The organism is Mesorhizobium sp. HAY1-8B (genome assembly GCF_056868045.1).
In genome coordinates this window covers 952,520-977,728 of record NZ_CP200321.1, presented here as the reverse complement: position 1 = coordinate 977,728, position 25,209 = coordinate 952,520, and the positions used below count along the sequence as shown (strand labels likewise).

At 64.1% G+C, this 25,209-nt stretch carries 25 protein-coding genes and 1 tRNA gene; 12 read left to right on the top strand and 14 right to left on the bottom strand.

What is annotated here, in order from left to right; all coding sequences use genetic code 11:
- Positions 1 to 9: 9 nt before the first annotated feature.
- Complete coding sequence (locus AC1VON_RS04935; protein ID WP_483120722.1) at positions 10 to 375, bottom strand: DUF4267 domain-containing protein; 366 nt, start codon at positions 373 to 375, stop codon at positions 10 to 12.
- A 118-nt stretch (positions 376 to 493) separates the two neighbouring features.
- On the opposite strand from AC1VON_RS04935, the gene AC1VON_RS04930 reads away from it, so the two are divergent.
- From AC1VON_RS04930 to efeO (AC1VON_RS04910), 5 genes are all read left to right on the top strand, one after another.
- Positions 494 to 1,066, top strand: coding sequence for a TetR/AcrR family transcriptional regulator (locus AC1VON_RS04930; protein ID WP_483120720.1), 573 nt, complete (start codon positions 494 to 496; stop codon positions 1,064 to 1,066).
- Positions 1,067 to 1,303: 237 nt separating this feature from the next.
- Positions 1,304 to 2,149, top strand: coding sequence for an iron uptake transporter permease EfeU (efeU, locus tag AC1VON_RS04925; RefSeq protein WP_483120718.1), 846 nt, complete (start codon positions 1,304 to 1,306; stop codon positions 2,147 to 2,149).
- Entirely contained in the window at positions 2,146 to 3,321 is a 1,176-nt protein-coding gene (gene efeO, locus AC1VON_RS04920) for an iron uptake system protein EfeO (RefSeq protein ID WP_483120716.1), read from the top strand. Before efeU ends, efeO (AC1VON_RS04920) begins: the two co-directional genes overlap by 4 nt.
- Positions 3,318 to 4,613 carry an iron uptake transporter deferrochelatase/peroxidase subunit gene (gene efeB, locus AC1VON_RS04915; RefSeq protein ID WP_483120715.1) on the top strand — a complete coding sequence of 432 codons (1,296 nt, stop codon included), beginning with the start codon at positions 3,318 to 3,320 and terminating at the stop codon, positions 4,611 to 4,613. The genes efeO (AC1VON_RS04920) and efeB overlap by 4 nt, the downstream gene beginning before the upstream one ends.
- 38 nt (positions 4,614 to 4,651) lie before the next feature.
- The gene (efeO, locus tag AC1VON_RS04910; RefSeq protein ID WP_172347675.1) at positions 4,652 to 5,467 is read left to right on the top strand and encodes an iron uptake system protein EfeO; all 816 of its coding nucleotides are present in this window, start codon (positions 4,652 to 4,654) and stop codon (positions 5,465 to 5,467) included.
- A gap of 91 nt (positions 5,468 to 5,558) precedes the next feature.
- On the opposite strand, the gene AC1VON_RS04905 is transcribed toward efeO (AC1VON_RS04910), so the two are convergent.
- Entirely contained in the window at positions 5,559 to 6,212 is a 654-nt protein-coding gene (locus AC1VON_RS04905) for an outer membrane protein (protein ID WP_172347676.1), read from the bottom strand.
- A gap of 213 nt (positions 6,213 to 6,425) precedes the next feature.
- Here AC1VON_RS04905 and AC1VON_RS04900 point away from each other — a divergent pair, with 213 nt between their 5' ends.
- Positions 6,426 to 6,701 carry a GNAT family N-acetyltransferase gene (locus AC1VON_RS04900; RefSeq protein ID WP_172347677.1) on the top strand — a complete coding sequence of 92 codons (276 nt, stop codon included), beginning with the start codon at positions 6,426 to 6,428 and terminating at the stop codon, positions 6,699 to 6,701.
- 254 nt (positions 6,702 to 6,955) lie between these two features.
- On the opposite strand, the gene AC1VON_RS04895 is transcribed toward AC1VON_RS04900, so the two are convergent.
- The 5 genes from AC1VON_RS04895 to AC1VON_RS04875 form a co-directional block, all read right to left on the bottom strand.
- A complete protein-coding gene (locus AC1VON_RS04895; RefSeq protein ID WP_483120712.1) occupies positions 6,956 to 9,127 on the bottom strand; it encodes a malate synthase G in 2,172 nt (723 codons plus the stop codon).
- A 335-nt stretch (positions 9,128 to 9,462) separates the two neighbouring features.
- Positions 9,463 to 11,505, bottom strand: coding sequence for a hydantoinase/oxoprolinase family protein (locus AC1VON_RS04890; RefSeq protein ID WP_172347679.1), 2,043 nt, complete (start codon positions 11,503 to 11,505; stop codon positions 9,463 to 9,465).
- A gap of 325 nt (positions 11,506 to 11,830) precedes the next feature.
- Entirely contained in the window at positions 11,831 to 12,457 is a 627-nt protein-coding gene (locus tag AC1VON_RS04885; RefSeq protein ID WP_483120710.1) for a CDGSH iron-sulfur domain-containing protein, read from the bottom strand.
- A gap of 121 nt (positions 12,458 to 12,578) precedes the next feature.
- On the bottom strand, positions 12,579 to 12,950 hold the full coding sequence (locus tag AC1VON_RS04880) for a hypothetical protein (protein ID WP_483120708.1): 372 nt from the start codon (positions 12,948 to 12,950) through the stop codon (positions 12,579 to 12,581).
- Positions 12,951 to 13,077: 127 nt separating this feature from the next.
- Positions 13,078 to 13,326, bottom strand: a complete 249-nt coding sequence (locus AC1VON_RS04875) for a DUF1127 domain-containing protein (protein ID WP_246740871.1) — start codon at positions 13,324 to 13,326, stop codon at positions 13,078 to 13,080.
- A 229-nt stretch (positions 13,327 to 13,555) separates the two neighbouring features.
- Between AC1VON_RS04875 and AC1VON_RS04870 the strand changes: the two genes are divergently transcribed.
- Positions 13,556 to 15,073, top strand: a complete 1,518-nt coding sequence (locus AC1VON_RS04870; RefSeq protein ID WP_483120706.1) for a winged helix-turn-helix domain-containing tetratricopeptide repeat protein — start codon at positions 13,556 to 13,558, stop codon at positions 15,071 to 15,073.
- A 12-nt stretch (positions 15,074 to 15,085) separates the two neighbouring features.
- Here the strand turns inward: AC1VON_RS04870 and AC1VON_RS04865 are convergent, their stop codons facing one another.
- The 3 genes from AC1VON_RS04865 to AC1VON_RS04855 all read right to left on the bottom strand — a co-directional run bounded on the left by AC1VON_RS04865 (position 15,086) and on the right by AC1VON_RS04855 (position 18,100).
- Complete coding sequence (locus tag AC1VON_RS04865; RefSeq protein WP_483120704.1) at positions 15,086 to 15,442, bottom strand: hypothetical protein; 357 nt, start codon at positions 15,440 to 15,442, stop codon at positions 15,086 to 15,088.
- 68 nt (positions 15,443 to 15,510) lie between these two features.
- On the bottom strand, positions 15,511 to 16,998 hold the full coding sequence (locus AC1VON_RS04860; RefSeq protein WP_483120702.1) for a pyridoxal phosphate-dependent decarboxylase family protein: 1,488 nt from the start codon (positions 16,996 to 16,998) through the stop codon (positions 15,511 to 15,513).
- Between the two features lie 13 nt (positions 16,999 to 17,011).
- Complete coding sequence (locus tag AC1VON_RS04855) at positions 17,012 to 18,100, bottom strand: PLP-dependent cysteine synthase family protein (protein WP_172347686.1); 1,089 nt, start codon at positions 18,098 to 18,100, stop codon at positions 17,012 to 17,014.
- Positions 18,101 to 18,316: 216 nt separating this feature from the next.
- Here AC1VON_RS04855 and AC1VON_RS04850 point away from each other — a divergent pair, with 216 nt between their 5' ends.
- The 5 genes from AC1VON_RS04850 to AC1VON_RS04830 all read left to right on the top strand — a co-directional run bounded on the left by AC1VON_RS04850 (position 18,317) and on the right by AC1VON_RS04830 (position 22,074).
- On the top strand, positions 18,317 to 20,341 hold the full coding sequence (locus AC1VON_RS04850; protein ID WP_483120699.1) for a transcriptional regulator: 2,025 nt from the start codon (positions 18,317 to 18,319) through the stop codon (positions 20,339 to 20,341).
- A gap of 147 nt (positions 20,342 to 20,488) precedes the next feature.
- On the top strand, positions 20,489 to 20,668 hold the full coding sequence (locus AC1VON_RS04845) for a hypothetical protein (protein ID WP_172347688.1): 180 nt from the start codon (positions 20,489 to 20,491) through the stop codon (positions 20,666 to 20,668).
- A gap of 78 nt (positions 20,669 to 20,746) precedes the next feature.
- Entirely contained in the window at positions 20,747 to 21,127 is a 381-nt protein-coding gene (locus tag AC1VON_RS04840) for a YkvA family protein (RefSeq protein WP_172347689.1), read from the top strand.
- 108 nt (positions 21,128 to 21,235) lie between these two features.
- The gene (locus tag AC1VON_RS04835; protein WP_483120698.1) at positions 21,236 to 21,718 is read left to right on the top strand and encodes a DUF2127 domain-containing protein; all 483 of its coding nucleotides are present in this window, start codon (positions 21,236 to 21,238) and stop codon (positions 21,716 to 21,718) included.
- A 62-nt stretch (positions 21,719 to 21,780) separates the two neighbouring features.
- On the top strand, positions 21,781 to 22,074 hold the full coding sequence (locus AC1VON_RS04830) for a hypothetical protein (RefSeq protein WP_483120696.1): 294 nt from the start codon (positions 21,781 to 21,783) through the stop codon (positions 22,072 to 22,074).
- A 23-nt stretch (positions 22,075 to 22,097) separates the two neighbouring features.
- On the opposite strand, the gene AC1VON_RS04825 is transcribed toward AC1VON_RS04830, so the two are convergent.
- The 4 genes from AC1VON_RS04825 to AC1VON_RS04810 all read right to left on the bottom strand — a co-directional run bounded on the left by AC1VON_RS04825 (position 22,098) and on the right by AC1VON_RS04810 (position 25,173).
- Positions 22,098 to 22,637 (bottom strand): cytochrome b, encoded by a 540-nt coding sequence (locus tag AC1VON_RS04825; RefSeq protein ID WP_483120694.1) that lies wholly within the window; start codon positions 22,635 to 22,637, stop codon positions 22,098 to 22,100.
- Positions 22,638 to 22,873: 236 nt separating this feature from the next.
- Positions 22,874 to 23,182 (bottom strand): UBP-type zinc finger domain-containing protein, encoded by a 309-nt coding sequence (locus AC1VON_RS04820; protein WP_483120692.1) that lies wholly within the window; start codon positions 23,180 to 23,182, stop codon positions 22,874 to 22,876.
- 60 nt (positions 23,183 to 23,242) lie between these two features.
- Positions 23,243 to 24,937 carry an FAD-dependent oxidoreductase gene (locus AC1VON_RS04815; RefSeq protein WP_172347692.1) on the bottom strand — a complete coding sequence of 565 codons (1,695 nt, stop codon included), beginning with the start codon at positions 24,935 to 24,937 and terminating at the stop codon, positions 23,243 to 23,245.
- A gap of 151 nt (positions 24,938 to 25,088) precedes the next feature.
- Positions 25,089 to 25,173 (bottom strand) — tRNA-Leu (locus AC1VON_RS04810).
- Positions 25,174 to 25,209: the final 36 nt, after the last annotated feature.

The following is a 25,209-nucleotide window of genomic DNA, read 5'->3' as shown; positions in this document are numbered from 1 at the left end:
AGAGCGTTTTTACTTGGCGCCCAGGATGAGGCACGCGCCAGTTGCGACGATGACCAGCCCTGTAAGGCCATGCATGCCGAAGGCGAGGGCGCGGTTTCCCCGCGAACGGAGGACTGTCACCATGTCGCCAAACGCGATGAGGCTTGCGATGAGCATGAATTCGCCGAGCAGGCGCGGCGAGCCATTGGCCATGAGCAGGATGACAAAAAGGCCCGACGCGATATCGCGCGTGCCCTTCACGGACAGCCACGCGGCAAATCCTGTCGATGACGGGGGTGAACCGGCAATGCCGAAGTCCGCCGAAGCGGCGTGAGGAGCCCACCAAAAGCGTGCACCGAGGAACATAATTGCGGCCGCGATCAGGCCGGAAAGCACATATCCAGTTTGTAGCATGGCTAACTCCTATCAGTCGCAGAACAACTAGCGCCGCTAGAATTTTGCGTCAACAAAAATCTAGCGTTGACAGAAAAAGGTGCATTGGTAGGGTTTCTGGATGTCGATCGCCGAACGCAAAGAGCGCCAGCGCGCCGAGCGCTATGAACTCATCCTGTCCACGGCCCGCGAACTCGCCGAAGCCGAGGGCTGGGACGCCGTCACCACCCGACGTCTCGCGGACCTGATCAACTACAGCCAGCCGGTGCTCTACAGCCACTTCAAAGGCAAGGCGGACATCATGGCCGCAGTGGCCACCAGAGGATTCGAGGACCTTGCGACGCGATTGACAAAGGAAGCGGCGAGCGGTGCTGGCGCTCCGGACGTTTTGCGCAATGTCTGTGCCGCTTATCTTGATTTTGCCCGTTCGCGGCCAGTTGTCTATGAGGCAATGTTCGTCCTGCCGACAAAGATCAAATTCGCCAGCGAGGAAACGCCGCCGGCGCTGCGTGCCGCCTTCGCCGCCCTTGTCAACGCACTCGGCCCCGATCGGCAAGACTCGGTGTTCTTGGCCGAAGTGCTGTGGAGCGCATTGCATGGAATGGTCGTGCTCGAGCAATCAGAACGTATCCCCGCTTTCGGCGCCGAGGATCGATTGAAAATTCTCGTCCAGAAGTTCAGCACCGTTCAATGAGACCGTGTTGACGCGCTTTAGCCGGTGAGAGGCCGAGTCGAGTTCATGACGCCGCCATCCACCGCGATCACATTCACATCTCACGGATGTGATCGCGCCGCCCTTGTGTAGCGCGAGCCGTCGAGAATAAAAGCTGACTGCTCTGCACAAGTTTTCAGCCTCGCTCTTGAGGGCCGCCAACTTCAGCAGGTGCAGCCTCCACAAAAAGGCCTCCTCGTCGGCGCGGCTGGACAGACAATGCTGGTACCGTTTCTGATCATGTTCCGCGAGGGCGTCGAGGCCGCGCTGATCGTCGGCATCATCGCCAGCTACCTCGACCGCACCGGCCGTGGCGCCTGGATGCCGGTGGTGTGGATCGGCATTTTTCTGGCGCTCGCCTTCTCGCTCGGCGTCGGTGCCGTCCTGCAATTCGCCAGCGTCGAGTTTCCGCAGAAGGCGCAGGAACTGTTCGAAGCCATCATCGGGCTGGTCGCCGTCTGCGTGCTGACGTCGATGGTGTTCTGGATGCGCAAGGCGGCCCGTTCGATCAAGGCGGAGCTGCACAATTCCATCGACGCGGCCTTCGAGACGCCATCGCGCAAAGGCTTCGGCTTGATCGCCATGGTCTTCCTGGCCGTGGCGCGCGAAGGTGTCGAGTCTGTGTTCTTCCTGCTCGCCGCCTTCCAACAGGAAAACAGTCTTGCGCCGCTGGCGGCACTTGCCGGCGTGCTGCTGGCCGCGGCTGTCGGCTACGGCATCTATGCCGGCAGCGTGCGGCTCAACCTCAGACGCTTCTTCCGCTGGACCGGCGCCTTCATCCTGATCGTCGCCGCCGGCCTTCTCGCCAATTCGGTCAACGCGCTGCATGAGGCCGGCCTGTGGAACCATGGGCAGACGGTCGTCTTCGACGTCAGCGGCGTGCTGCCGATGGACAGCCCGCTGGGCTCGGTGCTTTCAGGCATTTTCGGCTATATCGACGCGCCAACGGTCAGCGAGATCGCCATCTATCTCGGCTTCCTCTTGCCGTCGCTGTGGCTCTTCCTGGCCGACCGGCCGGGTCTGCAATCGGCAACGGCCTCCAAACAAGGGCGGCCGGCGATATGACCGTGACGCCGCAATCCCCCGTATTGCCGCGCACGGCGGTCCGCATCGGCCTGGCGTTTTCCCTCGTGCTGCTGGTCGCGGCTGCCGCCGCCTTCACCCATGCGACACGGGTCGCGCAGAAAGGACGCCATCTCGCTGCGTCGGCGACCACGGTGGCGATCACCGGAAAATCCTGCGAGCCCAACGAGCTGAGCGTCACCGCTGGTCGTCATGTGTTCCAGATCGAAAACCGCTCCGACCGCGCCGTGGAGTGGGAAATCCTCGACGGTGTGATGGTGCTGGAAGAGCGCGAGAACATCGCGCCGGGCTTCACCCAGACCTTGGCGACGCGGCTTGAGCCCGGTGATTACGCCATCACCTGCGGCCTGCTCTCGAACCCACGCGGCAGACTGCATGTGCTGCCGGCTGCCAATGCCGGCGCGGTGCAAAAACCCGATCTCGCTGCCTATATCGGCGCGCTTGCCGAGTACAAAGTGTTCCTGGCGACTGAGAGCGATACCTTCGTTCAGGCGGTGAACGCCTTTGCCGGCGCGGTGAAAGCGGGCGATCTGGCCGCGGCCAAGGCGCTGTATCCGCCGGCCGAGACCGCCTACGCGCATCTGACCCCGGTGTCGCCGCTGTTTTCGGACCTCGATGCGGCGATCGACGGGCGCGCCGACGCGTTCGGCCAGCGAGAGGCCGATCCGGCCTTCGGTGGCCTGCACCGCCTCGAATACGGGCTGTTCCACCAGGGCAGCGCCGACAGCCTCGCGCCGGTCGCCGACAGGCTGGTGAGCGACGCAGCATCGCTCAAGACGCGCATCCACGATCTGCGCATCATGCCGGAGAGCATGGTCAGCGGATCGGTTGCAATCCTGGAGCGGCTCGCCGCGCCAGGCCCGGATTTCGGCGACAGCCCCTACGCGCATGGCGACCTTACCTCCTTCGAGGCGGCGGTGACGGGCGTCCGCAAGGTGTTCGACCTTTTGCGTCCAGTGGCAGTCAAGACCGCGCCTGACATCGTGGCGTCGCTCGACAAGGATTTCGCCGTGCTGGGGGACATGATCGCGATGCGCCGTGCGGAAGCCTCCGACGCGCTCTCCGATCCCGCCAAGGCCGAGCTTGGCAAGGCAGCAACCGTGCTCGCCGGCGACCTCTCCCGATTGCGTGAAAGCATGGACCTCAGCCAATGACAACCAGGGAAAAACCTGTCGACGCGAACGCGGCCTTCTCACCCTCGCGCCGCTCGGTGCTGATCGGCGCTGTCGCCGGGGCACTTGCCCCGCAAGTCGCCGTGGCCGGCGCCGGCAGCGTCACCAATGCGCCGGAGAGTGACACGCTCGACCAGGTGCAGCCTTTCCATGGCGAGCACCAGCCGGGCATCGTCACGCCGCGGCCGGCCGCCGGCCTGGTCGCCTCCTTCGACGTGCTTGCCCAGAACCGCGCCGGGCTGCAGAGGCTGCTGCACACGCTGACGGAACGCACGGCCTTCCTGATGGCGGGCGGGACGCCGCCCGCGCTCGACCCGAGGTTTCCCGCCCCTGATTCCGGCATTCTCGGCCCGGTGGTGACGCCGGACAATCTGACGATAACCACATCGCTCGGCGCGTCGATCTTCGACGATCGTTTCGGCCTGCAGGGGCTGAAACCGAGGCATCTCGTCCAGATGACCTCTTTCTCCAACGACGCCTTGCAGGAAGAGTTCTGTCACGGCGACCTGTTGCTGCAGTTCTCGTCGAACACGCCGGACACCAACATCCATGCGCTGCGCGATATCGTGAAGAACACGCCTGACACGTTGCTCCTGCGTTGGAAGCAGGAAGGTTCGGTGCCGGTGCGACCGGCCAATCCTGGGAAGCCCAAGCAAAGCGCGCGCAACTTCCTTGGTTTTCGCGATGGTTCGGCCAATCCGGATTCCACCGATGCCGAGCTGATGAAGCGGATCGTCTGGGTACAGCCGGGCGGCGGCGAGCCGGCCTGGACATCAGGCGGTTCCTACCAGGTGGTGCGCCTTATCAGAAATTTCGTCGAGCGCTGGGACCGCACGCCACTGCGGGAGCAGCAGACGATCATCGGCCGCCAGAAGGCCAGCGGCGCGCCGCTGGAAGGCGGCACGAGCGAGGCCGATGTTCCTCACTTCGCCAGCGACCCCCAGGGCAAGGCCACACCGCTCGACGCGCATATCCGGCTTGCCAATCCGCGCGACGCCGAAGCGCAAAAGCACCTGATCCTGCGCCGGCCGTTCAACTATTCGAATGGCGTCAGCAAATCCAACCAGATGGACATGGGCCTGCTGTTCATCTGCTACCAGGCCGACCTCGAACAGGGTTTTGTCGCCGTGCAGACCCGCCTCAACGGCGAGGCGCTCGAGGAATACATCAAACCCTTTGGCGGCGGCTATTTCTTCGTCCTGCCGGGCGTGAAGGACGATCAGGATTATCTCGGCCGGTCACTGCTCGAAATGGCCGCTTCGACGCATGCCTGAACCCCGAACCCACTTCACACCATGAGAGGATATATCCGATGAGAACCCTGCTTGCCGCCTCCGCAATCGCGCTGCTGACCGGCCTCGCGCCGGCGCACGCCGCCGTCTCGCCGCTCGATCTCGTCCAGCCGATCGCCGACTACAAGCTCTACGTTCAGGGCAAGATCGAGACGCTGGTGACGAGCACCAAGGCGTTTACCGATGCGGTCAAGGCAGGCGACCTCGCCAAGGCCAAGGCGCTTTATGCGCCGGCCCGCGTCAACTACGAGACCATCGAGCCGATTGCCGAACTGTTCTCCGACCTTGATGGCGCCATCGATTCGCGCGCCGACGACCATGAGCAGAAGGAAAAGTCGGCGGACTTCTACGGCTTCCACCGCATCGAATACGGCCTGTTCAGCCAGAACACCACGGATGGCCTCGGTCCGCTGGCCGAAAAGCTCGACGCCGATGTGTTCGACCTGCAGAAGCGCGTCGCCGGCCTGACCGTGCCGCCTGAAAAAGCCATCGACGGAGCGGCTGGGCTGCTCGAGGAGGTGGCGTCCAGCAAGATTTCAGGCGAGGAAGACCGCTACAGCCACACCGATCTGTGGGATTTCCAGGCCAATATCGACGGCGCCCAGAAGATCGTCGCTTTGGTGCATCCGCTGGTCGAGAAGGAGAACCCCACTTTGATCAAGACCGTCGACGACAATTTCGCCACCGTGGACGCCATCCTGGCAAAGTACAAGACATCAGACGGTTTCGAGACCTACGACAAGCTGTCGGATGCCGACCGCAAGGCGCTGGCCGGCCCGGTGACGGCGCTGGCCGAGGATTTGTCCAAGCTGCGGGGGACGCTGGGATTGAACTGACGGTTCGCGCGTGGGCCGCGGATCGAAATCGATCGCGGCCCGGACCGTCCGGTCATGCGGACATCAAGCACCGGCTTTGCGTGGCCGAAAGTCAGAATTTATAGGCAACGGCAGCGCGAACGACGCTGAAATTCGTCTTCACGTCATAGGACGCGAACGGATCAAACCCGAAATCCTTCTTGCCAAGGTCGACGTAAAGATATTCCGCACGGACGGTCCAATTGTTGTTGAAGGCATATTCAGCACCGCCGCCGACCGCATATCCGGTCTGGAACTTGGTCTCGGCCGCCCCGAAGACATGCTCATCAATTTTCACATTGCCCATCGCAACGCCGGCTGTGACATAAGGAAGCCAGCGATCAAAGGCGTAGCCGACGCGGCCTCGGATCGTTCCGAAGGCATCCACGCTCGCTTCAGCGCCGAGACCGCCACCGTCGACGCCAGGCGAAAATTCTTTCTTGAATCCCAGGTAGTTGATGTCGCCTTCAACACCGAGAACCCACTGACCGTATTGATAGTTGACGCCGACCAAACCGCCACCGGTGAAATTCCCGATGTCAGCCGAGCCGAGAATCCCGGTGTAATCTCCGTCGACTTTGCCGAAGGCTCCGCCAGCGTTTGCGCCGACATAGAAGCCGGTCCACGAATATGGAATATCCATGGCAGCCACCGGTTGAACAATGTCTGCCGCTTTGGCCCCAGTGATGGTCATGCCTGCAAGCAGGAAACCTAAAACAAGTCGCATGGATCACCCCCAAGCCGAGTTGTCGTCACCATTATCATGGTAGATATACGCCGAAATTCCCGGGAAAGCTGTATCAAAATGGCCACTGACTAAATTAGTGATTGCCGATACGCTGCACGTCGTGAGGCCCGCCTGACGGGTCGCGTAGTCTCACGGGTGATGCACTCACCGGGGGGGTTGAGATGGTTTCGATTTCGCCGGCGCTTCGAGACAATGGCCGGGCTTTGCCGCAAGCTGGCGCGATGGGATGCCGAAGCCGTGCGGCCCTACGGTGTCTCGACAGAAGACGTGATGGCGATTTTCCATCCCGAAACGAGCGGCGGCGGATTGGCGCGAAGTTCGGCGCCGGATGCCATGGCTTTCATCGCACGATCGGAGAACCAGCCGGCGGGTTGCCTCGCCTTCGATCGGTTCGACGACGAGAGGGCGGAGGTTCATAAGTTCTTTGTCGATGAATCGTTTCGCGGAAGGGGGTTGGCCGTGCCCTGATGGGGGCCGCGCTGGTGGAGATCGGGGAGGGCCGGAGCCGGACGGTGCTCGCCCATACGGCGTTCTAAATGACAAGTGCGATCGGCGTCTACGAGTTGTTCGGCTTCAGGTCCGGCCCGCCCTTTCGCGAACCCCCTGAGCATGTCAGCCATACCGACATCTTCATGTCGCCCGCGATCCGGTCCTTATAAGGGGAAGAGGAGCGCCGCGCTTCCGCCCCTCAGCCGGTGCGTAATCTCTTCTGGACCTTGTGTTCAGGCCGTCGCTTTCGCCTTCAGCTCCAGCCGCCGCGCATGCAGCACCGGCTCTGTGTAGCCATTCGGCTGGCTCGTGCCCTTGAACACCAGGTCGCAGGCGGCCTGGAAGGCGATCGAGGTGTCGAAATCCGGCGCCATCGGCCGGTAGAGCGGATCGCCGACATTCTGGCGGTCGACGATGGCCGCCATGCGCTGCAGGGAATCACGCACCTGGATTTCCGAACACACCTTGTGGCGCAGCCAGTTGGCGATGTGCTGCGAGGAGATGCGCAGCGTGGCGCGGTCTTCCATCAGGCCGACATCGTTGATGTCGGGCACTTTCGAGCAGCCGACGCCCTGGTCGATCCAGCGCACGACATAGCCCAGAATGCCTTGCGCGTTGTTGTCGAGTTCGCGCTGGATTTCATCCGGCGTCCAGTTCGGCCTAACGGCGACCGGCACCGACAAGATGTCGTCGAGTTTCGCCTTCGGGCGGCTCTTCAGCGCCGCCTGTACGGCATGCACATCGACCTTGTGGTAGTGCGTGGCATGCAGTGTCGCGGCCGTCGGCGACGGCACCCACGCTGTATTGGCGCCGGCCCTGGGATGGGCGATCTTCTGTTCCAGCATGGCCGCCATCAGGTCCGGCATCGCCCACATGCCCTTGCCTATCTGGGCATGGCCGGCCAGCCCACATTCGAGCCCGGTGTCGACATTCCAGGCTTCATAGGCGGAAATCCAGGCGGCCTGCTTCATGTCGCCCTTGCGGATCATCGGGCCGGCTTCCATCGAGGTGTGGATTTCGTCGCCGGTGCGGTCGAGGAAGCCGGTGTTGATGAACACGACGCGTTCTTTTGCCGCGCGGATCGCTTCCTTGAGGTTGACGGTGGTGCGCCGCTCCTCGTCCATGATGCCCATCTTGATGGTGTTTTTCGCCATGCCGAGCAGCGCTTCGACGCGGTCGAAGATCTCGACGGCGAAGGCGACCTCTTCCGGCCCGTGCATCTTCGGCTTCACCACATACATCGAGCCGGCGCGGGAGTTGGCGCGGCGGCCGTTTGGTCCGACGTCGTGCAGCGCGATCAGCGCCGTCAGCGCCGCGTCCATGATGCCTTCCGGCACCTCGTTGCCGTCGCGGTCCAGGATCGCCGGATTGGTCATCAGGTGGCCGACATTCCTGACCAGCATCAGCGAGCGGCTGGGCACGGTGAGCTGACCGCCGGCGGGCGCGGTATAGGCGCGGTCGGGATTGAGCTTGCGGACAAAACTCCGGCCAGCCTTGGTGATCTCCTCGGCGAGATCACCCTTCATCAGGCCGAGCCAGTTGCGGTAGACGACGACCTTGTCCTCGGCATCCACCGCCGCGACCGAATCCTCGCAGTCCTGGATGGTGGTCAGCGCCGATTCCAGGATGACGTCGGCGATGCCCGCCGGATCGGTGCGGCCGATCTGGTTGGCGCGGTCGATCACGATCTCGATGTGCAGCCCGTTTTTCACAAGCAGCACGGCATCGGGATTGGCGGCATCGCCGCGATAGCCGACGAATTGCTTGGGATCGGCCAGTGTGGTGCCGCCGGCGCCGGCGCCGAGCTTCAGCGCGCCATTGGCCACGGACAGCCCGTTGACGCCTGCCCATTTGCCCGAGGTGAGCGGCACCGACTGGTCGAGAAAATCCTTGGCCCAGGCGATGACCTTGGCGCCGCGCATCGGGTTGAAGCCCTTGCCTTTTTCCGCGCCGCCCGTCTCGGGAATGGCATCGGTGCCGTAGAGTGCGTCGTAGAGCGAGCCCCAGCGCGCATTGGCGGCATTGAGCGCATAGCGCGCATTCATCACCGGCACGACCAGCTGCGGCCCGGCGACGACTGCGATTTCCGGGTCGACATTCTCCGTCGACACGCTGAAGGCCGGCCCTTCGGGGAGGAGATAGCCGATCTCCTTCAGGAAGGTCCTGTAGACGTCCATGTCGACGGGCGCGCCATTGTCGCGGTACCAGCCGTCGAGCTTTTCCTGCATGGCGTCGCGTTTTGCCAGAAGCGACCGGTTCTTCGGAGCGAGATCGTGGACGATGGCCGAAAACCCGTTCCAGAACGCATCGGCGGCGATGCCGGTGCCGGGCAAGGCCTCGCCGGCCACAAAATCATGCAGCTCGGGGGCAATCCGCAATCCGGCGATCTCGACGCGATCGGTCATCAGGCTACTCCAGATGAAAGGCTTTGCGGGGCGTTTGGCATGTTGAGTTTGCCGGGTCAATTCAGCTTAGGGTGAAGGTGGGGCATTTTGGCCCCGTTCGAAGTACCGATCGTTACTCTGAACCGTGCATTCTACGTCCAACGTCACGACATGGATCCTAGGGTCTCCGCGACGTCGCTTCGCTCCTGCTCCGCCCTAGGATGACGAAGGCGCGGGATTCAGGTCAGGCCGAGCCGAAAATAGTGGCGTCCGAGAACCGGAGCGGAGCGTACTTTTGGGTACGTGAGCACCGGAAGCGCAGGACGCCGCCATTTGCAGGCCGGCCTCACCTGAATCTACACCGCGATCCTTGGCCGTCCCGAGGCCACCGCCACCACATGCGCCTCGATGAACATGCGCTGGGCTTCGACCGTGGAAACCCTGAATTCGGTCGCGACGTCGATCTCGGCGTTGTCGGTGCCGGCGTCCCGGGCGCGTTCGGCGACAATCGCCCGCACATCGGCCTCGGCCGCCGCGATCGCCGCCGCCTCGTCGAGGAAATCGCGCACCGTCTCACCCGAGGCAAGCCGGAACAACCCTTCCTTTGGCTGGCTGACCCGCGCTTCGGCCGACACCCTGACCTGGCCGACGACGGCGCCGAGCGCGTTGGCGACATCGGTGTCTTCCGGCACCACGCAATCATTGCCAACCAGGGGCGCCAGGCCGGCATAGTGCAGAGGCGCCGAGGCACCGAGACCGATGACGGGGCGGTCGAGCGCGACGCTCAGCCGGGCGATACCGGGATGGGCGTCGACGGCGCGCTGCACCAGCGCGTGCGCCACGGTCGCGGCGCCATCCAGCCCGTCCTCGGCGAAAGCGGTTTCAAGGATGTATTCGGCCGACCAGCGTGTCAGCGTCACCAACACCCGCTCCGAAATCGCTTCCGGGGAAGCCGCGATGGGCTGGCCACGGCCATCGCGCTTGCGGGCGAACAGGTCGGCGCCAAGACGGGCGGTGGCGGCATCCCAATTGGCCTGCTTGCCAAGCACATGCGCCGCGTCCGACGGGGTGAAGCCGCAAATATGCACCAGCCCGCGCGAGACCAGCCGGTTCAAGGTGGCGTTCTGGGCATTCGACGTCAGCAGCCTGTCGAGGGCGAGCGGCGTCGCGCCGATCGCCTCGTAGAGCCGCGCTTCCGGGGCGGTCAGCCCGGCGGCGAGCCTGTCCGGGACGCCGGTGCGAACCGCGAAGCGGCCGTCCATGCGGCCGGTGTTGGGCGCGCGCAGCTGACGCTCGAGTTCTGACGTCACCGCCTCGCCATGCGCCATGCCAGCCAGCGCCAAAGGCACCAGGCGACGGGGCCCAAGCAGGATTTTCGGGTTGAGCGCGCCATCCTCCAGCGCCACTTCTGAATCACCGCCCAGACCAAAAGTGCGCATGGCGACGGCCTCGACCATGGTGCGGAAGCCGCCGACGGTGGCGCCTTCCGGATCGAGCCGCGGCCGGCCGTTGTCGAGCACGGCGACGTCGGTGGTGGTGCCGCCAATGTCGGACACCATGGCATTGTCGAGCCCGGTCATGTGACGGGCACCGACCAGGCTGGCGGCGGGGCCGGAGAGAATGGTCTCGATCGGCCGCTGGCGGGCGAACGCCGCCGAGACCAGCGCGCCGTCGCCGCGCACCACCATCAGCGGGGCGGCGATGTTGCGTTCTGTGAGAAAGCCTTCGGTCGCCGCCACCAGGCGGTCGATCATCGAGATCAGCCTGGCGTTGAGCAGGGTCGTCAGCGCCCGGCGCGGGCCGCCGAGCTTGGCCGACAGTTCGTGGCTTGCCGTGACCGGCAGGCCGGTTTTCTCGCGGATCAGTTCGCGGGCGGCAATCTCGTGCGCCGGATTGCGGGTGGCGAAATAGGCGCAGACGGCAAAACCGGAGACCGAGGCCCCGAGCTCCGGCAAGGCGGCCTCAAGCCCGGACAGGTCGAGCTTGGCGGCATTGCCGTGGACATCATGGCCGCCTGGGCAAAACACCACCGGATCGGTGCCGAGCGCCGTCTTCAGCCCGTCGCGGGCGAGGTCGGCTTCGGAAAAGCCGATCATGACCAGCGCGACGCGGCCGCCCTGGCCTTCGACCAGCGCATTGGTGGCGAGCGTCGTCGACATCGAGACCAGCTTGATGTCAGCCGGATCGGTGCCGGCCTTTTCGAGCACCGCGTCGACGGCGCCGGAAATGCCGACGGCCAGATCGTGCCTGGTGGTCAGTGACTTTGCCTTGGCCAGCACCTTGCCCTTGTTCGGCCCCTGCTGCGGACCTTCGGTTTCAGACCACAGCACGGCATCGGTATAGGTGCCGCCGGTGTCGATGCCGAGGAACAGGGGTTTTGGCTTGGTCTTGGCGGTCATTTTTTAGCAGATCCGGAAGAGCAAATTTCTCTGGCCCAGCCCTTAGCCGATACGGGCGGGCCGATAAAGCAGCGAGCGATAGGCCAAGGGAGGATCTCCCCCTCGCGGGGGAGATGGCCGGCAGGCCGAAGGGAGCGCTGTCCCGCCGACCTTACCGCTCCTTGCGCATCGACCTGGCGTTTGCGCGATGTCTTGGAGGCAATGGCGTATGGGCATTGCGACGCTCGATGGCTATTGAAGTTGGTGCCCTACGGCGCCCTCCTCTGTCCTGCCGGCCATCTCCCCCACGAGAGGGGAGATTGGCTGCGTCGACCGCAGCATCAACCTATCCGACAAACCCAACCCGCTTATGCGACCCGTCGCAAAACGGCTTGTTGGCCGAGTGGCCGCAACGGCAGAGGAAGGCGCGTTGCGTGCGATCGATCGTATGGCCGGTGCCGGTGACGATTTCGACATTGCCCTCGAGCTTGAGCGGGCCGTTGGTGGTCGGCGTCACATTCAGCGGGCCATTGCGTGCTTCGAGCGCCGGCGTGTCCTTCAGTGCCGGTTCGCCGGTGGCGGTGAAGCCGGCCTTGCTGTGGCTGCCGTCGCAGAAGGGCTTGTTTTCCGATGCGCCGCAGCGGCACAGCGTGGCGCGGTAAAAGGTCTCGCCGTCGAGCACGATCTCGGCGTGAACGGCGAGCGGGCCGTTTTCGCGCAACCGCACGGTGTTGACCACCGGCGGCTGTTCCTGCGGCCCGCCATCCTTCCTGGCATAGGTGATGGCGCCGGACGGGCAGCTTTCGGCGATGGCGACGATCTTTTCGGCGCTGGCCGCCTCGGGGTGGATCCACTGCCCCGGCGCATTGGGCACGAAGACATGCGGGTCGCCGAGCACGCAATTGCGCGAATGGATGCAGCGCTTGCCGGAAAATCCGACGTCGATCTTATCGCTTTCGACCATGCCGGCCATCGCGGGGCTCCTGTTGCCTGGAGCACGCCGCGTTTCAAAGGAAGCCGCGCGGCGTGCTCGGGGTGATCGTCTCGGCGCAGGCTATGGCTCGAACAGGAAAACCGTCAAGCTGGCAAACCGGTCAGGGGACGAGATCGATCTCCTCGGTCTCGCCGCCGCTGCAGGTGTAGCAGCAGTCGTCACATTTTTCCTTGTTGCCGGGGCCGACGCCCCAATAGGTGCCTTCGTCGCCATCGACCCAGGCGCCGTAGCAGATCGATTCGCCCTCGTTGCAGGAGATCGGCAGCGACTTGGTTTCGCCGTCGTCGAGGTAGAAATCCTTGCCTTCGCCCGGCCAGACATAGTCGCGGTCCTGGCTGTAGAGCTCAAGGCGCATGGCGTTGGGATGGCTGTTCTTGACTGTAAAGGTGACGTCGCCGGCATGGGCGGCAGGCGCAAACAGGACGGCAAGCGAAAACGCGGCGGCTAGCCGGCGCGCGGACGTGAAAGACATGAAAACCCCCGATGAAGAATCGGCACCCACGGCCGATGGAGGGGATCATGCCATGACGCGGACGGGCGCTAAAGGGATGATGGCGACAATCCCTGACTTAATCCGACGCCGGATCTCAAGACTTCGCCTATCGCTGCCAGAACGGCAGCTTGGCGATCTCATCCTCGACCTGTCGTCTGGTCAGGCCGATATCATCGATCAGATGCGGATTGACCTCCGAGATCCGCTTGAGGTCCCAGCGATAGCGCGTCCGTCCGCGCCAGGCCGCGATGGTGTTTCGCAGGGTCGCAAGGCTATAGCGACGACGCGACGCCTGCCCGACGGGGGTTCGCCGCCGTACGGCCCGATGCGGTACCGATGCAAAGCCATTGGTCATGGCAACCTCCATGTGGTTTGGGGCCCAAACGGTTTGAGAATGGGCAACCCTCGAACTGAAAGAGGCTGGATTCTGCAGGATACCGACGGCGCCGTAATTAAAGCCCGCCAAATAGTTCTCAAAAGTTCCAAATGGGCTCTAACTCATTGTTTTGACGCCATTCCCCGGGGAAAGCGCCCTGCGGTTTTCCGATAAACCGCCTCACGCTTTTCGCGGAATTGCTCTATAGATGCGCCCTATGCAGGGATCGCGCTTTGCCTTTGGTCCGTTCGTGCTTGATCCGGGTGCGGGAACGCTGCTTCGGAACGACGATCCCGTTGCCGTCGGCTATCGCGGGCTGAAGCTGCTTGCGGCGCTCGTCGAACGGCCAGGCGAAATCCTGGAGAAGGCCGAATTGATGGACGCGGCGTGGCCGGGCAAGGCGGTCGAGGAAGGCAACCTCACCGTCCAGATCGCACAGTTGCGCAAACTGCTCGGCCCTCCCGCCGACGGCGGCGAATGGATATCGACGGTTCCGCGCGTCGGCTACCGTTTCACGGGCGCCATCGAGCAGCTCGACCGCGCGAAGCGAAAACCCTTGCCGCTGCCCGACAAACCATCGATTGCGGTGCTGCCTTTCGTCAACCTCGGCAACGACCCCGAGCAGGAGGCCTTCGCCGACGGGTTGACCGAAGATTTGATCACCGACCTGTCCAGGGCCCCTGGCCTGTTCGTCATCGCGCGCAACTCGACCTTTGCCTACAAGGGCAAGGCGATGGACGTGCGCACGATCGCCGAGGAGCTTGGCGTGCGCTACCTCCTGGAAGGGAGTGCGAGGCGCGCGGCGGGGCGCGTGCGCATCAACGCACAGCTGGTCGACGCGTTGAGCGGCGAGCATCTGTGGGCGGAACGCTTCGATCGCGGCCTGGACGATATCTTTGCCGTCCAGGACGAGGCCACGGCCAAGATCGTGGAGGCGCTGCTCGGCCGGCTGCGCGCACCGCCGGCGCGCAATCGGCCCACCAACCTGGAGGCCTACGATCTGTGCGTGCGGGCGCGCAAGCTGATCGACGATTCGCCGCGGTCGGCACGGGAAGCGCATCTGATGCTGACGCGCGCGGTCTCCCTCGATCCGGCCTACGCCGAGGCCTATCGCTGGCTTGCCATGAACCACTGGATGGGATGGGTGCACTGGGGCGAGCCGGTCGAACCCAACCGCCGCATTGCCCTTGAACTGGCGCTCAAGGCCGTGGCGATCGACCCCAACGATGCCGGTTGCCACTGGGTGCTCGGCAATCTGCTTGCCTATGAGCGCGACTTCGATGAGGCCGACGCCGAATTCGCCAGGGCGTTCGAGCTCGACCCGAACGAGGCGGACGCCTGGGCGACGCTGTCGGACATCACGACATTGGCCGGGCGGGTCGAGGAAGGCCTCGAGCAGATCCGCAAGGCGTTCCGGCTGAATCCGTTTCCGGCAAGCTGGTACTATCTCACCCTCGGCCAGGCGCAATATGCGGCGCGCGACTACGAGGCCGCCGTCGAGACGCTGCGCCGGGACGAGACCTACCGGACGAGCTCACGCCGTTTCCTGGCGGCAAGCCTGGCTCAACTCGGCCGGCTCGACGAGGCGCGCGCCGAGGTCGAGCTGTTCCTCGTCGGCAACCCGCATTTCACCACCCGCCACTGGGTCTGGACGGAGCCATTCCGCGACACCGCGATGCTCGAGCATTTCGTGGACGGCTTCCGCAAAGCTGGACTGCCGGACTGACGTGCCGGTCGATCACGGTACCAGATCGATCGTCTCGGTCGAGTGTTCCACGCAGATGAAGCAGCAGTTGTCGCAAGGCTGATCGTTGTCCGGCCCGACGCCGGCCGAGATCTGGTCGTTGCCGTCGACCCAGGCGCCATAGCAGATGCGCTCGCCCTGATTGCAGGACAGCGGCACCGATTTCTGCGAGCCCGGATCGATCAGGAACACCTTGTCGTTGCCCGGCCAGACCGTCTCGCGGTCGCGGCTGAACAGCTCGACCGCAACCGCGCGGCTGTGCAGGTTCTTGACGAAGAAGGCCATGTCGGCGGCCTCGGCCGAATTGGTGCAGACCAGCGCCGCGAGCACGGCCATACGAAAGAGCATCACGGTCTGGCCTCCCGAATCATCGCCGCAGAATCGCATGGCCGCCCGTGCCTGTCGCTCGCGTTTTCTGACTATTTCCCGGAAGCCCCCTGCGCCGTGATCTCCCGACCCAGCCGCAGCGTCTCACCGACCAGGAGGTCGAGGTCGTCGCGCCTTGTGCGATGGTTGGCGATCGCCACGCGCAGCCAGTGCTCGCCATGCACGGTGGTGTCGGAGAGGGTGGCAATGCCCTGCTCCTGCAGCCGCAGCATGATCTCGGTGTTGAGCGCCTTCAGCGCCTCGCCAGTGACGCCAGGCTGGTAGCGGAAGCAGACGATGTTGACGGTTGGCTGTATCGCCAGCTCCAGCAGCGGCTCGGCTTCGATGCGTTCGGCGAGATAGAGCGCCTGCGCGATGTTCTGGTCGATCAGGCGGCCGAATTTGTCGACGCCATGCTCCTTCAGCGCCATCCATACCTTGAGCGCGCGAAAGCCGCGCGACGTCTGCAGGCCGTAGTCATGCAGCCATTCGCCGGAGGCAAGGCCGCGCGGCGTCGATTCCAGATATTCCGGCGTCACCGCGAAGGTCCGGCGATGCGCGACGGCATCCCTGACCAGGGCGCAGCCGACCTCGAATGGCGCGTGCAGCCATTTGTGCGGATCGAGCGCGACCGAATCGGCCCATTCGATGCCGGCAACGCGATGCGCGTTCTCAGGGGCAATCGCAATCAGCGCACCGATGCAGCCGTCGACATGAAACCACAGGTCTTCCTCATGAGCGAGTTTGGCCAGCGCCCGCAGATCGTCGATCGCGCCGGTGTTGACCGTGCCGGCATTGCCGATGACGCAGGCCGGCTTGAAACCCGCCGCGCGATCCTCCGATATGGCTGCTCGCAAGGCCGATATATCGATGCGCAACCCAGCATCGGTCGGGATCCGGCGCAGCGCCCGGTTGCCGAGGCCAAGCGCTTCCATCGCCTTGCGATGGCAGGAGTGGATCTGGTCCGAGCCGTAGAAGCGCAGCGGCTTTTCGATTGCCGCGACACCGTGCTCGCGCACGTCGATGCCGGCCTTGGTGTTGCGCGCCACCGTCAGCCCGATGATGTTGGCCATCGAGCCGCCGCTGACCAGCGTGCCGGAGGCGGAAGCGGGAAAGCCCAGCATCTCTTTGCACCAGTTGACCACTTGGCCGTCCATCAGCCCGGCCGCGTGGTTGCCGCCGCCGAGGTTGGAGCCCTGGATTGCCGCCAGGAAGTCGCCGAGCGCACCGGTGAAGTTGCTCGACCCCATATACCAGGCCCAGAAACGCGGATGGACGTTGCCCATCGGGTAGGACATCACGGTGCGCGAGACCTCGCCATAGACAGCGGCCAGCGGCGCCGGCGATCGCGGCAAGGATGCCGCGAAGGCTTCTCTCACATCCGCCGGCATTTCCCGCCAGGCCGGCCGGTCCCTGACATCGCGCAGATAGTCGACGGCATCGTCGATGACCTGATGCGACAGGGCCTGGACAGAGGCCCAGTCGGCGGGGTCAAGCGTTTCCTCGGCCACGATGCCGAGGGTCTCCTGCGCGATATCCATGACCAGTCTCCCGTCAAGCCGCCGGGAACTGGCAGCCGGGCGTCGAGCGCGACAGCGCCATCTCGTCGGCATCCATCTCTGCCTCGATGCCGTCGAACAGCGGCGTCGACATGTAGCGCTCGCCGGTGTCGGGCAGCATGCACAGGATCACCGATCCGGGCGGCGCCTTCTCCGCGACCTGCCGTGCCACGGCGAAGGTAGCGCCGCCGGAAATGCCGGTGAAGATGCCTTCCTTCTGCGCCAGGGCCTTGGCCCATTTAATGCCCTCGGGCCCGGCGATCGGCATCACTTCGTCATAGAGGCTGGCGTCGATCGCTTCCTGCAGCACATTGGGGATGAAGTCCGGCGTCCAGCCCTGGACGGGATGCGGCTCGAAGGCCGGATGGCTGGCCGCGGGGGCGCCATGGGCGCCGCGCTGCTGCGCCTTGCCGCTGCCGACCAGCTGGGCGTTGGCCGGTTCGCAGAGCACGATGCGGGTGTCCGGCCGCTCGCGGCGCAGCACGCGCGCCACGCCGACGACGGTACCGCCAGTGCCATAGCCGGTGACGAAGCAATCGAGCCGCGACCCGGCGAAATCATTGACGATCTCGCGCGCCGTGGTCGCCTCGTGGATGGCCGCATTGGCCGCCGTCTCGAACTGGCGGGCGAGGAACCAGCCATTGGCCTCAGCCAGTTCAACCGCCTTCTTGTACATGCCGAAGCCCTTTTCGGCGCGCGGCGTCAGCACCACCTTGGCGCCCAGCATGCGCATCAGCTTGCGGCGTTCGACGGAAAAGCTGTCGGCCATGGTGACGACCAGCGGATAGCCCTTTTGCGCACAGACCATGGCGAGCCCGATGCCGGTGTTGCCGCTGGTCGCCTCGACCACGGTCTGGCCAGGCTTCAGCGCGCCGCTGCGCTCGCCCTCCTCGATGATGTTGAGCGCCAGCCTGTCCTTCACCGAGGCGCCTGGGTTGAAGAACTCGGCCTTGACATAGATCGTCGCATGGGCCGGTCCGAGATTGTTGATGCGCACCACCGGCGTATCGCCGACAGTGTCGAGAATGCTGTCGAACAGGCGGCCGCGTCCGGTCGTGGTCCTGATTTTCTGCTTATTCAACATCGTTGATCTCCTCGATCGTGTTCATCTTCACAGGCCGGTTACAAACCAGCGGCTTGGGCGGCGAGGTTTCGAGACATGGCCGCGTTAGGACTGACGTGCCGACGATGCGGCAATAACGATTCCCGGCGTGGAAATTCGCCGCCGGATGCGCTGTGTCGTGTTTGGTGATACAGTAAAGGCCGGCGGGCCGGCGTGGGAGCAGGCGTGGAAACGGACGTGGAATCCGCACCATCGAGGCTGGACGGCGATAGGCCCCGCCTGTCCGTGCGCCTGCTCGGACCGCTGGAAATCTTGCGTGATGGGACGCCGATAGCGCTACCGGCATCGCGCAAGCTGCGCGCGCTGCTCGCCTATCTCGCGCTGGCGCCGCATCCGGTTGGGCGCAGCCGCCTGTGCGAGCTCTTATGGGACGTACCCAACGATCCACGGGGCGAGTTGCGCTGGTACCTGAGCAAGCTGCGCGCGGCCCTCGACACGCCGGACCGGCGCCGGGTCGAGACACGGGGCGACACGGTGGCGCTTGATCTCGATGGCTGCCTTGTCGATGCGCTGGACGTCACCCGCGCCGCCGCGCAAGGGATCGGCACACTCGATAGGGAGCGACTGCGGGCGCTGTCAGAACTCTTCGCCGGCGATTTGCTCGACGGGCTGGAGCTCGAGCGCAGCCCGCTTTTCGATAACTGGCTGATCGCCCAGCGCCGGCGTTTCCAAGCGTACCACGCCGCCGTGCTCGAACAGCTTGCCGTAAACCATCCGGCGGGCTCGGCCGAAATGTCCATGCATCTCGACAAATGGGTCGAACTGGCGCCGTTCGACACGCGCGCGCATCTGGCCTTGCTGTCCGCTCTGGCGGAGCGCGGCGCCATCGGCGCGGCCGAGGAGCATCTGGCTTCGGCGGCTCGCCTGTTCCAATCGGAAGAGCTGGATTTCGCTCCGCTTCGCGCGGCTTGGCAGGCAATCCGTGACCAACAGTCCGGCAGCTCGCTCAAGGCGCAACCAGCCTGCCTGTCCACGCCATCGCAATTGGCGGTCCCATCGGATGCCGGCACGGTCGAGCCAAGCCAAGCCTCGCTGGCGGTGATGCCGTTTGTCGAGGAAGCCGGCGAGGGCACACGCGGCGGGCTTGCCGACGGCTTCACCCATGACATCATCACCCGCCTCGCCAAACTTCGCGATTTCTTCGTCATCGCGCGCGGATCGGTGTTTGCGCTGGCCGAAAAGACCATCGCGCCGGAAGAAGCCGGCAGAAAACTTGGCGTCGACTATGTCGCCACCGGCACGGTGCGCAACACGGCCGGCCGGCTGATCGTCAGCGTGGAGCTCATCGAGGTGCGCACGGCCAGGATCGTCTGGGCCGAGATTTTCGAGCGCCGGCCCGACGACATTTTTGCCGTGCTCGACGATATCGGCGACAGCATCGTGTCGTCGATCTCGGCCGAGATCGAAACGGTCGAGCGCAACCGGGCCATGCTGAAGGCACCCAATTCGCTCAACGCCTGGGAGGCCTACCATCGCGGCCTCTGGCACATGTACCGCTTCACCCAGGCCGAGAACGAGCAGGCGCGGCATTTCTTTGACAAGGCCTTGCGGCTGGACCCAACCTTTGCCCGCGCCTATGCCGGCCTGTCGTTCACCCACTGGCAGAATGCGTTCCAGCGCTGGGGCGACCGCGACCGCGAAAGCGCTCTGGCCTATGAGAGCGCCGGGCACAGCCTGCTGGTCGACGACCACAATCCGGCCGCGCACTGGGCTATGGGCCGGGCGCTGTGGCTGCGCGGCGAGCAGGATGGATCGCTGTCCGAACTGGGGCGGGCGGTGGATCTCAGCCCGAATTTCGCGCTCGGCCATTACGCGCTGTCCTTCGTCCACTCGCAGTCGGGCGACCCGCGGGCGGCGATAAGTTCCTCCGACCATTCGCGTCATCTCAGCCCCTTCGACCCGCTGCTGTTCGGCATGCTGGGGTCACGCGCCATGTCGCATGTCCGGCTCGGCCAGTTCGAAGAGGCGGCCGACTGGGCGCTGAAGGCGGCGGCACGGCCCAATGCGCATACCATCATCCTGGCGATTGCCGCGCACTGCCTGGCGCTGGCCGGCCGGCTCGACGAGGCGCGCGGCTTTGCCGCTGCCATCCGCAAGACATTGCCTGATTATCGCGCCGACGATTTCATCGGCACCTTTCGCTTCGACCCCGATGCCGAGGCGCTGTTCCGGCAAGGCGCAAGGCGCATCGGGCTCAGCTGATTTAGAGCAGTTCCGGACGGAAAACCGTTCACACTTTTCCTGGAATTGCTCCGGGCTTTAATCCCGGCGTTAACGAAGTCGGAAGGAGTTGTTTAACCGTTCACCTCTATGTGACCTCCCCGGGGGGTCCATGGCAAAGTGAGTATGATGAGCGACAGCCCCGACAAGCGCAGCAACGAATGGCGCGCCATTCTTCATGTACAGGCCCGCGTCGCCGTCCTGTTCGTTCCGATTGTCGCCAGCCTGCTGATCATAGCGGCACTTGCCGGCAACGAACGCAAATCCGTTCCCGATATCGACCGCACCGTAACCGGGTCGGTGCGATAGACGGCACAACAGCCGGCCGCGAAAGCCCGCCGGGTGTGCGCTATTGGGCGCGTCATCCTTTGGCGCTACAGTCATCCAATGGCTACAGCACTGCGCGAATGGGCCCGAGCGATCAAGCGCGACGTGCATGCGCTCTACCTTGCCGCGCGCGATCCTCGAACGCCGTGGTACGCCAAGGCGCTTGCCGTGTGTGTCGCGGGCTACGCCTTGTCTCCAATCGACCTGATTCCCGATTTCATCCCCTTGGTTGGTTACCTTGATGATGCGATCCTGGTTCCCTTGGGAATCCTTGCCGTGGTCAAGATGATACCGCCCGAGGTCATGGCAGAACACAGGGAGGCCGCCGTCCTTGCCGTTGACAGGCCCGTGAGCCGCAGCGCGGCGGTGGTCATCGCCTGTATCTGGGCCGCCTCGGTCGCGCTGGCGGGATGGCTGGCGTATCGATACTTCGCCGGCTAATCTTGAAGCCGCGTCCTGTAACGTGGAACAGCGCGATTACGCCCTCGAATGCGTCTTTAGAGCAACATCCGTTCGCATCGGATTCCGTGGTTGGTGTGAGGTGGATTCTTGAAGCTTGTCGATGAACACCGCATCCACCAGATCTTCGAAGTCAGCCTGTGGCTGAAGGGCGCGCATGCCCTGATCGAATGCATCGGCGGGATTCTGCTCTATGTCGTTACCACCGATACCATTGCCTCCTGGGTCAACGCCCTCACCGCGGAGGAGTTGATCGAAGATCCCAACGATTTCATAGCTGGCCATCTGTCGCGGATGGCAAGCCATTTTTCGGTCGCCAGCAAGGAGTTTTATGCCTTCTACCTGCTTAGCCACGGCCTGATAAAGCTTGCCTTGGTGGTCGGGCTTCTGAGAGGCAAGTTCTGGTCTTACCCTGCCTCGCTCGCGGCTTTGGGCTTGTTCATGGTCTATCAAGTCTACCGCTACTCATACACCCAATCATTCGGCCTGCTGGTCCTGACCGTCTTCGATGCGGTGGTCATGGTGTTGATCTGGCATGAATGGAGGATCGTGCGACAACATAAGCCGGCATGATGGTTGGGTTGCCGGCCTTGTCCCTGTTTCCTGAACGTCGGCACAAATGGGCCGACGGATCGATGGCAGACGCGGTTGCGATCCGGCTACAAACGCCTGATCGCAAGGAGCGCCTTGCCTTGCCGGCGGAACCCCACGCACTGTCGGACATTGTGTTCCAGGACAGCCCCCTGGAGGACATGATGACCAGAGCTTTCGATATCAACGACAACACAGAAGAAAATCCGAAGCGCCCGCCTCAGCCTGAGACCGGCGACGACCTCAGGAAAAAGAAGGTCGAGGGCAAAGCCTTCCAGGTGAATGAGAACAGCGTCGACAATCCGACACCAGCGCCGGTGAGGCCAAAGCGGGACTGATCGAAAAAGATGGCGTGCGCCTGTCAGGGCGCACTTTCCGGCAGCATTCGCTTGAGCACGTCATCCTTGCGGATGAAATGGTGCCACAGCGCCGCTGCCGCATGCACGCCGGCAAGAATGAGGATCGAATTGGCGCAGAGGCTGTGCATCTCCCTGATAAACCGGGCCGTGTCACGGTCCGGCGAGACCGGGGCCGGGATGGTGAAGAGACCGAAGAAACTCAGGGCATCGCCCCTGTACCAAGTCAGCACGATGCCGAGCACCGGAATCGCCACCAGGAGGGCGTAAAGCAGGAGGTGCGCGACTTTGGCCGCACTTCGTTCAAGCGGTGCCATTTCCTGCGGCAGGCCGGGCGTCCCCAGCGTCAGCCGCAGGCCGACACGGATGACGACCAGCGCGAAAAGCAGCAAGCCGAACGAAATATGCAGCCACCAGACGAGCGCCCGCCCCGGATCGCCGCGCGGAAAAACCTCCTCGACGTAGGTCAAGCCATAAAGACCGATGACCAGCAGGAACACTGCCCAGTGAATGGCTTTCTGCGAGCTTGTGTAGGTGGGGTGCATGCGAGCTTCCAGTTTTGAACGTTTCTAAACTAGCCGCGATCATCTCAAAGCTTTGTTCGGGGACGAACCCCTTCTTGAAGAGAACGTCCAAGGGCCGGGCCGTGATGATCGTGATTCGGTGGACACTGGAACAGGCAACCTGTCAGTTCGCTGACAACAGGGCATCCGATGGCACGATGCGGCATCCAAAGAAAGCCCGGATGAACCGGGCTTTTCTTCGGATTTCTCGGCGCCCCTCAATAGAAGCGCGGGATCGGACCGTTCTGCGGCGTGGTGCGGTCGCCGAGGTCGAGAAAAACCTCGTCGACATAGCACCAGCCCCAGCCTTCCGGCGGATCATAGCCCTCGATGATAGGATGGCTGGTGGCGTGAAAATGTTTCGTCGCGTGGCGGTTGGGCGAGTTGTCGCAACAGCCGACATGGCCGCAGGTGCGGCAGAGTCGCAGATGCACCCACCACGAGCCGCTCTTCAGGCATTCCTCGCAACCGAGCGCGCTCGGCGTGACGTCCTTGATCCCAGCCGCATGCTTGCATTCGTCCGCCATCACATTCTCCTGGCCAGTTGAGGCTCAACTATTCCTTTTGCGCTTTTCCCGGGAAAACCGTTACACACTTTTCCTGAAATTGCTCTCCGCGGCGTGGCTACCGTCCTGCGCGAGATAGGCATGAAGCGCCGCGACCACCTGGGCACCCTCGCCGACAGCCGCCGCGACGCGTTTGACCGAACCGCAACGCACGTCGCCGATGGCAAACACCCCGCTGCGGCTGGTCTCCATCTGACCACGTTCCGGTCCGAGCTCGGATCCGGTGCGGATGAAACCCTTGGCGTCCAGCGCCACCTTGCATTGCGCCAGCCAGTCGGTGTTCGGATCGGCGCCGATGAACAGGAAGAGATGGCGGATCGGGCGTGTCGTCTGCTGCCCGCTGACGCGGTTGCGCCAGCGCACCGTGGCAAGATTGCCGTCCTCGCCCTCCAGCGCCTCGATCTCGGTCTCGGTCAGCACCTCGATGTTCGGCTGCGCCTTGATGCGCTCGACCAGGTAGCGCGACATCGAGGCATCGAGGCTGCCGCCGCGCGCCAGCAGCGCCACCTTGCGCGCATGGCTGGCGAGGTAGACCGCCGCCTGCCCGGCCGAATTGCCGGCGCCGACCAGCGCCACCTCCTGGCCGGCGCAAAGCCGCCCTTCGATGGGCGAGGCCCAATAATGCACCGACGTGCCCTCGAACCGCGACAGGTTGGCGACATCGAGACGCCGGTAGCGCGCGCCGCTGGCGATCACCACCGTGCGCGTGCGCACGGTCTCGCCGTCGCCGACATCGAGCAGGTAGCGGGCGCCCGAATTATCGGCCGCGGCACTCAGCAGCTTGGCTTCGTCCGGGATCACCATTTCGACGCCGAATTTCTGCGCCTGGTTGTAGGCGCGCGCCATCAGCGCCATGCCGGTGATGCCCGTGGGGAAACCGAGATAGTTCTCGATGCGCGAGGAGGCGCCGGCCTGTCCGCCGAAAGCCCGGCAATCGAGCACGATGGTCGACAGCCCTTCCGACGCCGCATAGACGGCCGCCGCCAGCCCCGCCGGGCCCGCGCCGACAATGGCGACGTCATACAGCGTGTCGGCATCGATCGGCCTGAGCAGGCCGATGCAGCGGGCGAGGTCCTTCTCACCGGGATTCATCAGCAGCCTGCCGTTCGGGCACAGCACGACCGGCAGATGGTGAGGATCGACGTCGAAGCGCTCGACCAGGGTTTTCGCGCAGGGGTCGCTGGCGGAATCGAGCACGCGGTGCGGCTGGCCGCTACGGGCGAGGAACCCTTGCAGCCGCAAGACATCGGCATTGCCTGATGGTCCAATGATGATCGGCCCGCTGGTCGCGCTTTCCAGGAGCCCGACGCGGCGCAGGATCAGCGCCCGCATGATGCGCTCGCCGAGATTGGCTTCCTGCACCATCAGGTCGCGCACGCGCCGAGAGGGGATGACGAAGGCCTCGACCGGTTCGGCGGCCTCGGCATTGACCAGCGACGGGCGCGCCGAAAGCTGCGCCAGTTCTCCGACAAAACTGCCCGGACCATGGGTGACGATCGTTTCACGCCGGCCGAGGCCATCCTGGGTGATGTCGACCTTGCCGGACAGCACGACGATCAGGCCGGGCGCGACATCGCCGGCCTTGATGATGTGCTCGCCGGCGGCATAGAAGCTGGCCTCGCCGAACCGGCGCATGTGGTCGATATCAGCCTCGGTCAGCGTGGGAAACGCCTGGTCGCGACGGGCGCCGAAGATTGCGGTGCTGGACTGGGACATGGATGCGAGCGTAGCGAAGCCGTGGCTTGGTTTGAAGCGGTTTGTTTGGTGCCTAGCCGCGAGGGGAGGCCATTCCAAAAGAAAAAGCCCGGACGAACCGGGCTTTCTTTGTCTGCGTCTCTGAACCATCGAACGGTTCGAAACGGGAATTTGGTGCCCAGAAGAGGACTCGAACCTCCACTCCTTGCGGAACACGGACCTGAACCGTGCGCGTCTACCAATTCCGCCATCTGGGCTGGTGCGGGCTCATGTAAGCGGGCAAGCGATGGCTG

Excerpts from the sequence above, each read along its gene's own strand:
- AC1VON_RS04930 (WP_483120720.1), top strand. The coding sequence starts at position 494 with ATGTCGATCGCCGAACGCAAAGAGCGCCAGCGCGCCGAGCGCTATGAA.
- efeU (WP_483120718.1), top strand. The coding sequence starts at position 1,304 with ATGCTGGTACCGTTTCTGATCATGTTCCGCGAGGGCGTCGAGGCCGCG.
- efeO (WP_483120716.1), top strand. The coding sequence starts at position 2,146 with ATGACCGTGACGCCGCAATCCCCCGTATTGCCGCGCACGGCGGTCCGC.
- efeB (WP_483120715.1), top strand. The coding sequence starts at position 3,318 with ATGACAACCAGGGAAAAACCTGTCGACGCGAACGCGGCCTTCTCACCC.
- efeO (WP_172347675.1), top strand. The coding sequence starts at position 4,652 with ATGAGAACCCTGCTTGCCGCCTCCGCAATCGCGCTGCTGACCGGCCTC.
- AC1VON_RS04905 (WP_172347676.1), bottom strand. The coding sequence starts at position 6,212 with ATGCGACTTGTTTTAGGTTTCCTGCTTGCAGGCATGACCATCACTGGG.
- AC1VON_RS04900 (WP_172347677.1), top strand. The coding sequence starts at position 6,426 with ATGGCCGGGCTTTGCCGCAAGCTGGCGCGATGGGATGCCGAAGCCGTG.
- AC1VON_RS04895 (WP_483120712.1), bottom strand. The coding sequence starts at position 9,127 with ATGACCGATCGCGTCGAGATCGCCGGATTGCGGATTGCCCCCGAGCTG.
- AC1VON_RS04890 (WP_172347679.1), bottom strand. The coding sequence starts at position 11,505 with ATGACCGCCAAGACCAAGCCAAAACCCCTGTTCCTCGGCATCGACACC.
- AC1VON_RS04885 (WP_483120710.1), bottom strand. The coding sequence starts at position 12,457 with ATGGCCGGCATGGTCGAAAGCGATAAGATCGACGTCGGATTTTCCGGC.
- AC1VON_RS04880 (WP_483120708.1), bottom strand. The coding sequence starts at position 12,950 with ATGTCTTTCACGTCCGCGCGCCGGCTAGCCGCCGCGTTTTCGCTTGCC.
- AC1VON_RS04875 (WP_246740871.1), bottom strand. The coding sequence starts at position 13,326 with ATGACCAATGGCTTTGCATCGGTACCGCATCGGGCCGTACGGCGGCGA.
- AC1VON_RS04870 (WP_483120706.1), top strand. The coding sequence starts at position 13,556 with ATGCGCCCTATGCAGGGATCGCGCTTTGCCTTTGGTCCGTTCGTGCTT.
- AC1VON_RS04860 (WP_483120702.1), bottom strand. The coding sequence starts at position 16,998 with ATGGATATCGCGCAGGAGACCCTCGGCATCGTGGCCGAGGAAACGCTT.
- AC1VON_RS04855 (WP_172347686.1), bottom strand. The coding sequence starts at position 18,100 with ATGTTGAATAAGCAGAAAATCAGGACCACGACCGGACGCGGCCGCCTG.
- AC1VON_RS04845 (WP_172347688.1), top strand. The coding sequence starts at position 20,489 with ATGAGCGACAGCCCCGACAAGCGCAGCAACGAATGGCGCGCCATTCTT.
- AC1VON_RS04840 (WP_172347689.1), top strand. The coding sequence starts at position 20,747 with ATGGCTACAGCACTGCGCGAATGGGCCCGAGCGATCAAGCGCGACGTG.
- AC1VON_RS04830 (WP_483120696.1), top strand. The coding sequence starts at position 21,781 with ATGGCAGACGCGGTTGCGATCCGGCTACAAACGCCTGATCGCAAGGAG.
- AC1VON_RS04825 (WP_483120694.1), bottom strand. The coding sequence starts at position 22,637 with ATGCACCCCACCTACACAAGCTCGCAGAAAGCCATTCACTGGGCAGTG.
- AC1VON_RS04820 (WP_483120692.1), bottom strand. The coding sequence starts at position 23,182 with ATGGCGGACGAATGCAAGCATGCGGCTGGGATCAAGGACGTCACGCCG.
- AC1VON_RS04815 (WP_172347692.1), bottom strand. The coding sequence starts at position 24,937 with ATGTCCCAGTCCAGCACCGCAATCTTCGGCGCCCGTCGCGACCAGGCG.